The organism is Amycolatopsis sp. PSD-21 (genome assembly GCF_055561455.1).
This window is the reverse complement of record NZ_CM145712.1, coordinates 6307416-6320229: the sequence shown is the minus strand read 5'-3', so window position 1 is coordinate 6320229 and position 12814 is coordinate 6307416. Positions and strand designations below refer to the sequence as shown.

Below are 12814 nucleotides of genomic sequence, written 5' to 3'. Positions count from 1 at the left end.
GGCGGTACCCGTCTAGGCCTAACTCAGACGCTCGAAATTCGGCTTGTACGGAAACCGCCGACACGGCGCTATTCCGCTAGTTGTGATAGCGGACCCTGCCAGTAAAGCGGAAGTGGTGCCTGCTGAGTCGCGATGGACGAAGTGGTGGTGAGCGGGGAAGGAATCAGCGGCAGGTTTGGTGACGTCGCATCGGTGATAGTGGTGCGCCCGGTTCCTTTCGCTGCTCCCCGGGTTCAGTGTTCCGGCAGTCGAGTGTCGTCGCCGAACCTGACGGCTTGCCACGACGAGGCCCGAGTATGAAACGAATCCGGCGGTGCTGAATCAATCTGGTGCAGTGTTTCGCGGTACGCGGGGGTGTACTTGCTGGTATTCGTAGAGAATTGTTGGATATTAGTGTTTTCGCTGGTGTCCAGTCGGGGTGGATGAGGGGCTCGACGTTGCACCCGAGTGGACGACGCGCTGTCTGCTCAATGGGGGGCAGAATTTATCGGCTACCCGGGTTCGCTGATCTCGTCTTGATCATCGCGGCCCAGGTCCGGGCTTTGTAGTGCGCAGGTCGAGGGGTGGGGTGGCCAAGTCGTGGCTCGTACCGCAATGACGTCCGTGGCACGCTCCCTTCCTCTTGTTTCGGCGAGGGTGAGCCTGCGCATTATTTCTCGGTCGGCACGAAGGAAATCTGGGAACTCCGCATTGCTGGGCTGCCGCCATCACGTAGAAGGAGTGCCGTCGGCCTGGTGATCGTGTTCCGCCACCATCAGATGACCAGTGAAAGGCGCACAATGGAGCACGCTCACGCTGCTACACGAATCAAGGACCTGCTCTCGGCGGATTTGCCGCCGGTGGCGTTGACGTTCGCTGACGCACCACCCGACGGTGTCACGGTGTCGTCGGAAGCTGTTCCGTCGAGTTGTAACTTCTGGCGTGTCGCTGAGAAGGGGGTTTTTTACGCCGCTGCCGAACAACATTTCAACTGTCCGGTCGGGGCGATGGTGATGGGGTTCGAGTTGCCCGAGGCGACGGGTGAGCAACTCGGCGGCCTGGTGCAGTCGATGTGCGACGCCCGGTATCTCGACCCTGACGAGGCGGCGAACATTCCCTCGGTGGGCAAGAAGAGTGCGGGGATCGTGTATGGGCCGCTCGCCGAGTTTCCTGTCGAGCCCGATCTGATTCTGCTGTGGCTGACGCCAGCGCAGGCGATGATCTACAACGAGGCCGCTGGAAACGCGAAGTGGACCGCGTCGCCGATGGATGTCTCAGGCAGGCCCGGTTGTGCAGCGCTGCCGCTGGCCTTGAAGAGCCAGACGCCGCGGATGGCGCTGGGATGCATCGGTATGCGGACATTCACCGACATCGCCGACGACCGCATCCTCGCCGTCCTGCCCGGTGGGCTGGCCGAGGAGTTTGTGTCGGCGTTGGAGACGACGGTGGCCGCAAACGCCGAGATGAAGAAGTTCTACGAGACCGCGAAGGCCGGCTTTGTGTGAGCCTGAGGTCGCTGTGGTGATGCACGCGTTGTGACAACCCCTGCCGCCGGTGGTTGGACCATTCCGGTGGCAGGGGTTGTGCCCTGAACAAGGGACTCGTACGGTCGCACACATCGAAGAATCTGGATCTAGTACATCGAGGTATCTCGATGAGGGGGTTGGCGTGACTCGAGTGGAGCGGACCGTGGTGGTCGCCCCGTCAGAGGCCGAGTGCGCCCCAATCCCGCCGTCCGGGGTTCCGTTGTGCAGCGTGCCCTTGACGACGCCGCGGCTGCCCGCCGACGAGGCCAAGCAGATCTCGGTGCTGTTCAAGGCCCTCGGGCACCCGCATCGGGTGCAGCTGGTGAATCTCCTGGCCCGCCAGAGCTCTCCTGTGTGCGTCTATGACATCACCATGGCGATGGAACTCGCGCAATCCACCGTGAGTCACCATCTCAAGCAACTCGTCTCGGCAGGGCTGCTGCGCCGCGAGCAGCGCGGGATCTGGGCGTACTACTCGGTCGATCGTGTGGCGACGGAACACCTGTCCGCGGTGATCGATTTGGATGTCGCACCGCGGCGAAACGATCGCGACGCGGCGACGCAGGAGACGGCCACCGCGAGATCGTGACCGGACCGCAGTGTCGAGAGGGTGGGGAACCGATGGGGGACAACAAGAAACGCGTCCTGTTCACCGATGACGACACCCAGCTGCTCGCGGGCCGGGAGCGCGACATACTCCCGGCAGCGGTGCGGGCACCGGCACTACGGCTGTTGTGGGGCTTGCTTGCGGTGGCCGCGATCTGTCTCGCGGTTCTGGGGATCGTGATCGGGCGGCTGCTGTGACGCGCACGGCGAGGTTCGCGCGGCGACGTGGCCGGGTGCCGCTGGTATTGCAGTCGAGCAACGCCGAATGCGGTCTCGCGTGCCTGTCGATGATCTTGAGTTATCACCGGCGGCACACGCCGGTGCGGGAACTGCGGGAGCTGTGCGCCCCGGGCCGGGACGGAGTCAGCGCGGGCGGGCTGCTGCGCGCCGGACGCGCCTGCGGTCTGACGATGTCGGGCTACGCCGCCTCCCCCGAGGCGTTCGAGACCGTCGCATTGCCCGCGATCGCGCACTGGGAAGGCAACCATTTCGTTGTCGTGGAACGAATGTCGCCACGACGGGTCGACATCGTGGACCCCCGCCGCGGACGCCGCCGCGTGACAGCCGAAGAGTTCCGCACCGGCCTCGGCCGCGCGGTCCTCACGGCAGGCCCCAGCGACGAGTTCGAGCCGCGACCGTCGGCTGGGGAGCTCTTCTGGCGGACCTATGCCCGCTCGCTGTGGCGGCTACCCGGGACGACGGCGCTGCTGCTGCAGGTGCTCGCGGTCAGCATCGTCGCGCAGGCGCTGGTGGTGGCGATGCCGCTGGCCACCCGCACCGTCGTCGACGACCTGCCGGCGTTGCGGACCACCGACGTGCTCCCGCTGATGGGCATCGGCATCGCGGTGGTCGCCGTGGCGCAGTTGGTCAACACGTTGTTGAGATCGTCGCTGCTGGTCTATCTGCAGGGCCGCCTGGACACCGCCGCGCTGCTCGGGTTCAGCGCGCATCTGTTCCGGTTGCCGCTGCGGTTTTTCGAACAGCGCAGCACCGGCGATCTCGTCACCCGCTTCGGCAGCATCGCGATGCTGCGTGATCTGATGACCGGCCAAACCCTCGGATCCTTGCTGGACGCCGTACTGGTCCTGGCCTACCTCGGAGTGCTCGCGGCACTTGACCTGCCCGTGGCGCTGGCGGTGCTGGGTGTTCTGGCCGCGGTGGTGATGCTGCTGATCGCCACCACTCGCTCGGTCCGCGAGCGGATGGCCGCTGATCTGGCCACCCAGGCCGAAACCCAGGGCTATCTCGTCGAATCCCTGGAGGGGATCGCCACCTACAAGGCCGCCGCGGCCGAAGACCGTGCCCTAGGTCGCCTGGGACATCTGCTGTCCGGCTGGATGAGCGCCACGCTCGGCCGGACCTACCTCGCCGCTGTCGTCGACGCCGTCACCACGGCGCTGCGGGTGCTGACGCCGCTGCTGGTGCTGTGGCTATGCGCGACCCGCGTGCTCGACGGCACCATGACCCCCGGCACCATGCTGGCGGTCGCCTGGCTCGCGTCGGCCATCGTGTCGCCGCTGGCGACGGTGGTGGCCAACGGGCAACGGCTGCAACTGGCCGGTGCCCAGCTGCAACGACTCGCCGACGTCCTGGACAGCCCGGCCGAACGCAGCGACCCCGCCGCCGCGGGCCACCGGCTACGTGGCCGCATCGACCTCGAACAGGTCGGGTTCCGCTACGACCTGTTCAGCCCGCCGGTCCTGCGCGACATCAGCGTCCGTGTCGAGCCCGGCGAGAAGGTCGCCGTCGTCGGCGCCACCGGCTCCGGCAAAACCACCCTCGGCATGGTGCTGCTCGGCCTCTACACCCCCACCAGCGGGCACATCAGCTTCGACGGCATCGAAGCCGGCGACCTCGATCCCCGCGCGCTGCGAGCTCAGATCGGTGTCGTGCCACAGGAACCGTTCGTGTTCGCCGGCACCATCGCCGACAACATCACCCTGCGCGACACCACCGTTCCCGCCGAAGAGATCGAACGCGCGGCCCGGTTGGCGTGCCTGCACGAAGAGATCACCGCGATGCCGATGGGCTACGGCACTCAGCTCGCCCAGCGCGGCAGCGGTCTCTCCGGCGGGCAACGGCAACGCCTCGCCCTCGCCCGTGCTCTCGTGCGCGAACCCCAGATCCTGCTTTTGGACGAGGCCACCAGCCACCTCGACGCCGCCACCGAAGCCTGTATCCACCGCAACCTCGCCGAACTGAAATGCGTGCAGATCGTCATCGCGCACCGGCTGAGCACCGTCCGCGACGCCCACCAGATCTTCGTCCTGCACCACGGCAGCCTCGCCGAACACGGCACCCACAACGACCTGCTCGCCCACGGCGAGCACTACGCCCGGCTCGTCGCAGCGCAGATCGACCAGACATCCAACGGCCACCACGCGAGCGGCACCACCGAGCCGGCGAGCCCGGCCTCCCTGCTCACCGCCACTGCAGGCGGCGAGAACCACGCCACACCAGATGCCGAAAGGAGGTGAACACCATGGACGACACCCTCGTCACGCCCGAACTCACCGAAGCCGAACTCGACGAGATTCACGGCGGCCACAACGGCGACCCGTGCTGCACCCTGACCCCCGACGGCGGCTGCGGCTGCTGACCGGCCACACCGAGTATCGGAGGAGAACCAGGTGGCGGGCGGGCCAGTCGCTCGCTGGCCCGCCCGCCACCCGGCTATCTCACGCCCGCCACCACGGGGGCGCAACCGCCATCCTGCCGTGAAACCCGATTGGCCGCGTCACCGTTGTACGCCCGGAGCCCGGCGTGACGGTTGGCCACCGCCTGTCACGGGTTCTCGACGCTCACGCCACACCCGGCGCTGAGACCGCATCGGCATGCGACAGGAGGTGACACACATGGAGATCACGACTGCCCCACCGCAGGAACTCACCGAGACCGAACTCGACGAGATCCAGGGCGGCCAGGGCGCACAAATCTGCGCGAGCAGCGTGGACGGCGACTGCATCTGCAAGCCCGAATAGATGCCGACGTCCGCGATGACCGCGGATGAATGAACGTGTGGTGAGCGGACCAGTCTTACCCTGGTCCGCTCACCACACCCATCTCACGCCCGCGTGAACGAGCGCAGTACGCATCTTCCCGCGAAACCCGCTCGCACCGCCGACCGAGCCCCTCAAGCCAGGAGCGAGCCGAAGATCTCCCGCCCCAGCTCGCCCGCCTCCTCCATATCGAGAATCGTTCCCTGGACGTCGGGATGTGCCGTGGCCCAGTACTCGGCAGCAGCGCGGCTACTGAAGAAGTTCACATGGCCGCAGCACACCTCCGCGGCCGGCCCCGCGTCACAGCTTGTGCCCACGAAGACCACGGCCGTCGACGGCTCGGCCCCGGGACGGCCGCCGCGTACTGCGACGACGACGTCGGCGCCGTCAGGCGCGGTCGAGACGACCTCCGCGTCCGTGGCCAGCATCGCCGGGATCCCGAGAGCGTCGACCGCGCACATCGCGAACACCGTCACCCCACCCTCCGGTGTGACCCGATGCCGGGTCGGGAGCGCCGAAAACGGATAGGCCGCGGTGATACGCCCAGCCTCGTCCAGCCGGAGAAAGTCGCCACGATGCAACGCGGCCAGCACCTGCGAGGCCGTGGTCGAGGACTCCGCCGCCACCCGCGCCAACTCGTCCGACGTCGGCGGACGCCCCGTAGCGGTGAAGGAACGCAGGACCGCCTGCTGAATCGCCCGCTGGCCCCGCTCCTCCGGGGCACGGCGCCGCTGACCACCGGCACCCAAGATCTCGCGTAGCCGCGTCGATAGCCTCCACAGCGATGACGCGGTTCCACCCGCACGGGCGAGCGCGGCGACCAAGGCCGCCCTCGACGGCGCGGGCCGCGCCCGGCCGTCCTCGTCACGGAACAGCCGACACGACACGCTCGGCTGTGAACCTGGCGCCACGAACGGGTCAATCCCATTCACCAGCAGGGTTGGCGAACCATGCATGCCCTCCCGCTCAGCCTGGTCCTGGTCGCGGACCTGGCGGTGAACCACCCGGACGCCCTGGCGATCGCCGAGCACATCCCGCAGCGCATCGTCCAGGAGTGCAACATGTGGACAGTCCGGAACGGACAGTACGACCAATTCCATGACACCCGTCCTCTGCTTCGTGGCACGCGCGACGAATCCGATGACGACCGTAAACCTTCCCCTCGACTGGAAGGTCAAGGCGTAGCATCGGCACCATGCGCATCGGCGAACTCGCCCGGACCGCCGCGGTCAGCACCAAGACGATCCGGTACTACGAGCAGGCCGGCCTGCTGCCTGAACCGCCTCGCACATCCAGCGGCTACCGCGACTACGACCCCGATACCGCGCACCGGCTCGAGTTCATCCGCACCGCCCAGACCGCAGGTCTCTCCCTGGCCGATATCCGGGACATCCTCGCCATCCGAGACACCGGCCAAGCCCCGTGCGATCGCGTCGGTGAACTCATCGATCACCATCTCGGTAACGTTCGCCGCCGCATCGCCGACCTGCGCGCGGCCGAGCAGGGCCTGAACCAGCTCAAGACACGGGCCAGTACCTATCCCGCGGCCTCCTGCGCCAGCACCGCCGTCTGCGGCATCTTCGCCCGCTGATCGAGCCGTCAGCGCCCGCACATGCTGCTGCCAAACGTCCTGATCGGCATCGGCCTGCTTAACCTCGTCGAAGTCGGTGCGGTCGCGAGGTAGGTGACAGCATTCTCCGGCAAGAAGGTGGCGCCGAATGCCGCCGCGACGGCGATGGCGAGTATGGCGATGAAGCCAACGCACTTGACCGGAGAGTGACAGCGTGGCCGGCCGGTCCGAGGATCTCGTCGACGGTGAAGAGGCCCACCGCCTCTCCGATGACGCCGATGCTCACGCCTGGGTCGATTTCGTGTTCGTGATCCGCGCGGCGAAGGGCCTGGCGGCTGGCGTGTAGCTGCTGTGTTGGCGGGGTCGAGGCCCCAGGCAGCGGGCTCGCCACGGGCCGGGCGCGGAGGTAGTGTTTGAAGGAATTGTTGCTCAGCGCAGTACAACAAGTGTTCCACGCAGTTTGGCTTGACCAGCACGGCAGGCGCGACGGTCGGCAGCGAACGATCTGACCCCTTCGGGGCATCCGGTGGGCCGCGTCAGGTGTCTGCTGACTTCTCCATGCTGACCGTGTCGAGGTGCCGGCGGAGGTACTCGGCGGCTTCTTCTCGTCGGCCGGCGAGCAGGAGATCGGCGATGTCGACGTGTTCTTGGCAGCGGATGACCGCGCGGTCGCGGGGGAGTGATCGGCGGTATTCGATGAGGCGGCGTAGCCGGTCGAGACGGCGTAGGGAGTCGATGAAGAAGACATTGTGGCTGCATTCGATGACGGTTTCGTGGAAACCGCTGTTGAGGTCGAACAGCTCGGCGTTCCCTACAGTGTGGATGTCACCGTCGACAAGCTTTTGCTGTTGAGCGCGGACCTTTTCGAGTGCGGTGCGGTCGAGTTCGAAAGTCGGCTCGAGGATGGCGGTGGGTTCGATGAGCAGCCGGAAGCGATAGCTGTCCTGATAGGCCTGAAGAGAAGTGAGCATGGGCTGGAACTGCCAGCCGTAGCCGGGCAGGCGCTCGATCCAGCCTTCGGCGTTGATGCGACGGAGCATGTGGGCGAGTTGGGCCTGAGTGAGGCCATAGTCGCGGGCGAGCCGGTTTTCGGTGACGCGGTCGGGAAGGACGCCGTCGAGCCGGTCGGCTGCCACCCGTAGGTAGAGGGCTTCCGTCTCGTCGGCGTCGCCGGAGGGCAGGTCAGTGAGCTTGTCCCCGGTGTGCAGCACGGTGTAGCCGCCTGTGTCGGCGACGCCGACGATGCCGTCGTCGGCGAGCAGGCGCAGGGCGCTGCGCACTGGGGAGCGCGAGACCTTCAGCTGTTCGGCGAGGGTGCGTTCGACCAGGCGTGTACCCGCGGGAGTCTTCTCGGCGCGGATGAGGTCGACGATGCGGGCGGCGGTCTGCCGGGTCAGCGGGGTCGGCGCCATGGTCGGGACCCGTCCTTCCGGTGATCGTTCCAGCGGCCGATCGTACCCGCGCTCGAGCTCAGTGCCGGAGCACGTCGTGCACGTGTTCCACTTGGGGAGGACTGGCGAAGAACGGTCCTGCCAGTTCGCGCCAGCGGTCGAACGCGGCAGAGCCACGGAAGAGTTCGGTGTGGTGGTCCACGGTCTCCCAGTCGACCATGAGGCGATAGCGCTGCGGGAACTCCGCGCTGCGGTGCAATCGGACGCCGTGGCAGCCGTCGGCGGACTTGAACAGCGGGACGGCGGTCGCGACGGCCTCTTCGAAGGCTTGTTCGTCGCCGGGGGCGACCTCGATGAGGGCGATTTCGGTGATCATGCCGGGTCCTTTCAGAGGGTGATGGCGCCGGTGAGCAGGGTGAAGCCGACCATGGCCAGGGAAGCGACGGTGACCGGGACGAGCGAGAACCGCTGGAACTCGCCCAGGTCTTTCTTGATCAGCCCGAGCAGGACCCAGAGCGGTGCGGAGGCGGGGCCGATGGAGTGCAGCATCTGCCCGGCGACGCCGGCGCGCGCGATCTCGTAGGAGGCGATGCCGTGCTGGGCCGCGGATTCGGCGAGCACGGGTAGCACGCCGAAGAAGTAGGCGTCGTTGGACATGAAGAAGCTCAGCGGCAGGCCGATGAGGGCGGTGAACAGGGGGATCAGGTTGCCGAGCGAATCGGGGACGGCGGAGAGCAAGGTCGAGGCCATCGCGTCGACCATCCCGGTCTCGGAGAGGATTCCGGTGAAGATGCCGGCGGCCAGGACGAGCATGACGACCGGGACGGCGCTGGCGGCGTGGCGTTTGACGACCTCGCCCTGTTCGGCGATCTTCGGGTGGTTGACCAGCAAGGCGATGACGAAGCCGCCCATGAACAACGTCACCAGCGGGGCGACTCCGGCGACGAGCAGCACGAGCAGCAGCACGGTGAGCGCGGCGTTGACCCACATTTTCCAGTCGCGTAGTGCCGTTCGGTTCGGTTCACGGTCGGCGATTTCGGCGGCGAGATCGGTGATGGCCTGGCTGTCGACGCGCTTGCGTTGTCCTCGGCCGAGCAGGTAGGCGAGCAGGATGACGAAGGCCGAGGTGAGCAGCAGTGAGGGGATGAGCGGGACGAAGTACTCGGTGGCGTCGAGATGGAGGACGCTGATGGCGCGGGTGGCTGCTCCGCCCCACGGTGTCGCTCCGCTGATCAGCCCGAGGCTCATCGTCGCGATCGCCGCGATCACCAGCGGGTTCATCCCGATGCGGCGGTAGATCGGCAGAAACGCCGAGCAGATGATCATGTAGCTGGTGGTGCCGTCGCCGTCCAGAGCGACGAGCAGGGAGAGGATCGCCGTGCCGACGCAGATGCGGACCGGGTCCCCTTTGGACAGCCGGATGATCCCGTTGGAGATGGGGTCGAACAGCTTGGCGTCCATCATGACGCCGAAGTAGAGCACCGCGAACAGCAGTAGCACCCCGGTCGGTGCAACGGTTTCGATGCCCTTGATGGCCATTTCGCCGAGGTCCGCACCGCGCCCGGCGATGATGGCGAACAGCACGGGCGCGGCGATGATCGCGACGAACGCGGTGGCGTACTTACGCATGACGAGCACCATGAAAGTGCCCAGGGTGAGGAAACCCAGTGTAGCGAGCATCGTTGCTTCTCCACAGTTTGGGCGGGCCGGGAGGGTTTTCCGGGCAGGCCGAGGGCCGGGGCGACTGCGCTGTGGCAGTCACCCCGGGGAGGGGAGGTGGTTCAGGACCGCTGGTGTTCGGCGTCGACCCGGGTGGTGACCCCGGTTTCGACGATCGTTCGGGTCGCCTCGATCGAGGCGTAAGTCCACAGGATCCGCATGGGCGCGGTGGCGCTGGCGTTGCGGAAGCGGTGCGGCACGCCGGCGTCGACGTAGGTGGTGTCGAACCTGGTGAGCTGGTGTTCGGTGCCGTCGATCTCGACGATGGCGTCGCCTTCGAGGATGACGACACTTTCGGGGCAGTTGTGCGTGTGCAGGGGGATTCCGGCGCCACCGTCGAACAGCGTCTGTCCATTGAGGAATACCTGGGCACCGCGCGCACGGGTGACGAGCGGGATGGTGGCGGCACCGCCGCCGCGGGAGAACGCCGTCAGCTCGGCCGGTCGCAAGACCGACGCGGGGAAACTCTGGCACATCAGGCGGTCACCGGTCCGATCCACAGTGTTTTGAGGTTGACGAATTCGCGGATGCCATCGGCACCCAGTTCCCGGCCGTAGCCGGACTTCTTGATGCCGCCGAAGGGAAGACGGGCGTCGGAAGCGACCAGGCCGTTGATGAAGACGGCACCGGCGTCGAGGGCGCGGGCGAGTTGCCGTGCCCGGTCGACATTCGTGGTCCACAGGGCCGCGCCGAGGCCGAATTCGGTCTGGTTGGCCAGTTCGACCGCCTGTTCTGGATCGGCGACGCGGGTGATCGCGGCGACCGGGCCGAAGGTCTCCTCGTCGAAGGCCGCCATACCGGGCGTGACGTGATCGAGAACCGTCGGCGGGTAGAAGAATCCCGGACCGGCGTCCGGCTCTCCGCCGGTGAGCACCTCGGCGCCCGCCTGCACGGTGCGGACGACTTGACGGTGCAGGGCTTCGCGCAGGTTGGCGCGGGCCATCGGGCCGATGGCGGTGTCCCGCTCGGTGGGGTCGCCGACCTTCAGCGCGGCGGCGGCTTCGGTGAACGCGGCGACGAACTCGTCGGCCACCGCCTCTTCGACGATGAATCGCTTGGCGTTGACGCAGGACTGCCCCACATTAGTGAAACGGGCCTTGACCGCGGTCGCCGCGGCGGCGGGCACGTCGGCGTCGGCGAGGACGATGAACGGATCCGATCCGCCGAGTTCGAGCACCTGCTTCTTCAGCGCGGCACCGGCCTGGGCTGCGACGATCGCACCGACCTCGGTGGAGCCGGTGAGGGTGACCGCGGCGATCCGGTCGTCGGCGATCAATCCGGCCACCGCGGGGACTTCGACCAGGACCGTCCTGAAGAGACCGTCCGGGACGCCCGCTTCACGGACGACCTGTTCGACGGCGAGCGCGCATTGCGGGACGTTGTTGGCGTGCTTGAGGATCGCGCCGTTCCCCGCGGCGAACGCGGGTGCGGCGAACCGGAAGAACTGCCAGAACGGGTAGTTCCACGGCATGACCGCGAGCACCACGCCCAGCGGGTCGTGGACGATCAGGGACTCGGTCGCGTTGGACGCCACCGGCCGGTCGGCGAGGTAGGCCGGGGCGTGCTCGGCGTAGTGCTCGCAGGTGACCGCGCACTTTTCGATCTCCGCCTCGGCTTCGGCGATCGGTTTGCCCATCTCGGCGGTGATCAGCCGCGCGTAGCGCTGCTTACCCGCCCGCAGGACACGGGCCAGTTCACGAAGGAGCCCGGTGCGTTCACCCACCGGCCGCGAGCGCCACGCACGCTGGGCGGTGACGGCGGCGTCGAGGGCGGCGTCGATTTCGGCGGCGGTGTGCGGCTCGAAACGTGCCAGTTCTTTCTCGGTTGCCGGGTCGATGGAGACGATCATCAACGGGCCGCCTTTTCGAGGGTTTCCCGGACGGTGGCGGCGAAAGCGGCGGTGCCGAGGTCGCCGCCGACATCGCGGGTGCGGGTGGCCGGGTCGGCGAGCACCTCGTCGACGGCCGCGCCGATCAGCTCGGCGGCCTGGACCAGAGCGGGTTTGTCGTGCTTGTGGCCCAGCCAATCGAGCAGCATCGAGGCGGACAGGATCAGTGACGTCGGATTGGCGACGCCCTGTCCGGCGATGTCCGGCGCCGAGCCGTGCTGGGCCTGGCCGACGCAGATGTCGTGGCCGGCGTTGATCGAACCGGCGAGGCCGAGGCTGCCGGAGAGTTCGGAGGCTTCGTCGGACAGGATGTCGCCGAACATGTTGGTGGTGACGAGGACGTCGAAGGTGTGCGGCCGCCGGATGAGCAGGGCCGCCGCGGCGTCGACGATCAACTCCTCGAGTTCCACGGCGGGGAACTCGGCGGCGACCTTGCGGACCTCCCGCAGGAACAGTCCGTCGGACAGCTTCACCACGTTCGCCTTGTGCACCGCCGTGACCTTCTTGCGGCGGCCGGCAGCGAGTTCGAACGCGGTACGCGCGACCCGCTCACACGCCTTGGCGCTGATCTTCCGCAGGGAGATGGCCAGGTCCGGATCAGGCATGAACTCGCCCGAGCCGGCATACATGTTGCGGTCGGAGTAGAAGCCCTCGGTGTTCTCGCGGACGATCACCAGGTCCATCGGGTGCCGCAGGATCGACAACTCGGCGTGGGACCGGCACGGGCGCACGTTCGCGAACAGTTCGAATACCGTGCGCAGCTCGGCCGACGGGTTGATCCCGCCTTCGGCACGCGACGGGTAGTCGTAATGCGACACCGGCCCGAGCAGCACTCCATCGACCTGGGGGATGCGCTCCATCACCTCGGCGGGCAACGTGGTGCCGCGTTCGGTCAGGGCCTTCAGGCCGATGTCCTTCGTCTCGAATTCGAGGCCGAGGTCGAGCAGCCGGTCCGCGGCCGTGAGCACGTCGAGAGAGGCCTCGGTGATCTCGGGGCCGATGCCGTCTCCGGGCAGGACAAGGATTTCCACGCGGTTTCCTTCCGATTGCGTGCGATGCGGCCGCGGCCGGTCGCGGCCGCCGCATGCGAGGGACAGTAGAACGCCATTTGGTATTTTGCAATGGCGTTGTACCAA

At 67.2% G+C, this 12814-nt stretch carries 14 protein-coding genes; 7 read left to right on the top strand and 7 right to left on the bottom strand.

Features of this window, described 5'->3' with window-relative positions:
* Positions 1–734: 734 nt before the first annotated feature.
* From ACZ1DY_RS29460 to ACZ1DY_RS29440, 5 genes are all read left to right on the top strand, one after another.
* Entirely contained in the window at positions 735–1484 is a 750-nt protein-coding gene (locus ACZ1DY_RS29460) for a DUF169 domain-containing protein (RefSeq protein WP_465481602.1), read from the top strand.
* A gap of 250 nt (positions 1485–1734) precedes the next feature.
* Positions 1735–2094, top strand: coding sequence for an ArsR/SmtB family transcription factor (locus ACZ1DY_RS29455; protein WP_465481601.1), 360 nt, complete (start codon positions 1735–1737; stop codon positions 2092–2094).
* Positions 2095–2126: 32 nt separating this feature from the next.
* Entirely contained in the window at positions 2127–2309 is a 183-nt protein-coding gene (locus ACZ1DY_RS29450; protein WP_465481600.1) for a hypothetical protein, read from the top strand.
* A 35-nt stretch (positions 2310–2344) separates the two neighbouring features.
* The gene (locus tag ACZ1DY_RS29445; RefSeq protein ID WP_465481599.1) at positions 2345–4588 is read left to right on the top strand and encodes a peptidase domain-containing ABC transporter; all 2244 of its coding nucleotides are present in this window, start codon (positions 2345–2347) and stop codon (positions 4586–4588) included.
* A 378-nt stretch (positions 4589–4966) separates the two neighbouring features.
* Positions 4967–5092, top strand: a complete 126-nt coding sequence (locus tag ACZ1DY_RS29440) for a bacteriocin (protein ID WP_465481598.1) — start codon at positions 4967–4969, stop codon at positions 5090–5092.
* A gap of 152 nt (positions 5093–5244) precedes the next feature.
* On the opposite strand, the gene ACZ1DY_RS29435 is transcribed toward ACZ1DY_RS29440, so the two are convergent.
* Positions 5245–6210, bottom strand: coding sequence for an alkylmercury lyase family protein (locus tag ACZ1DY_RS29435; RefSeq protein WP_465481597.1), 966 nt, complete (start codon positions 6208–6210; stop codon positions 5245–5247).
* 95 nt (positions 6211–6305) lie between these two features.
* On the opposite strand from ACZ1DY_RS29435, the gene ACZ1DY_RS29430 reads away from it, so the two are divergent.
* Positions 6306–6701, top strand: a complete 396-nt coding sequence (locus ACZ1DY_RS29430; protein ID WP_465481596.1) for a heavy metal-responsive transcriptional regulator — start codon at positions 6306–6308, stop codon at positions 6699–6701.
* A gap of 193 nt (positions 6702–6894) precedes the next feature.
* Entirely contained in the window at positions 6895–7026 is a 132-nt protein-coding gene (locus ACZ1DY_RS29425; RefSeq protein WP_465481595.1) for a hypothetical protein, read from the top strand.
* Between the two features lie 190 nt (positions 7027–7216).
* Here ACZ1DY_RS29425 and ACZ1DY_RS29420 read toward each other — a convergent pair whose 3' ends face one another.
* The 6 genes from ACZ1DY_RS29420 to ACZ1DY_RS29395 all read right to left on the bottom strand — a co-directional run bounded on the left by ACZ1DY_RS29420 (position 7217) and on the right by ACZ1DY_RS29395 (position 12709).
* Positions 7217–8092, bottom strand: coding sequence for a GntR family transcriptional regulator (locus ACZ1DY_RS29420; RefSeq protein WP_465481594.1), 876 nt, complete (start codon positions 8090–8092; stop codon positions 7217–7219).
* Between the two features lie 58 nt (positions 8093–8150).
* Entirely contained in the window at positions 8151–8447 is a 297-nt protein-coding gene (locus tag ACZ1DY_RS29415) for an antibiotic biosynthesis monooxygenase family protein (protein ID WP_465481593.1), read from the bottom strand.
* An 11-nt stretch (positions 8448–8458) separates the two neighbouring features.
* The gene (locus tag ACZ1DY_RS29410; RefSeq protein ID WP_465481592.1) at positions 8459–9751 is read right to left on the bottom strand and encodes a CitMHS family transporter; all 1293 of its coding nucleotides are present in this window, start codon (positions 9749–9751) and stop codon (positions 8459–8461) included.
* A gap of 101 nt (positions 9752–9852) precedes the next feature.
* A complete protein-coding gene (locus ACZ1DY_RS29405) occupies positions 9853–10266 on the bottom strand; it encodes a cupin domain-containing protein (protein ID WP_465481591.1) in 414 nt (137 codons plus the stop codon).
* On the bottom strand, positions 10266–11639 hold the full coding sequence (locus ACZ1DY_RS29400; RefSeq protein ID WP_465481590.1) for an NAD-dependent succinate-semialdehyde dehydrogenase: 1374 nt from the start codon (positions 11637–11639) through the stop codon (positions 10266–10268). The genes ACZ1DY_RS29405 and ACZ1DY_RS29400 overlap by 1 nt, the downstream gene beginning before the upstream one ends.
* Complete coding sequence (locus tag ACZ1DY_RS29395; protein WP_465481589.1) at positions 11639–12709, bottom strand: isocitrate/isopropylmalate dehydrogenase family protein; 1071 nt, start codon at positions 12707–12709, stop codon at positions 11639–11641. Before ACZ1DY_RS29395 ends, ACZ1DY_RS29400 begins: the two co-directional genes overlap by 1 nt.
* Between the last annotated feature and the right edge of the window lie 105 nt (positions 12710–12814).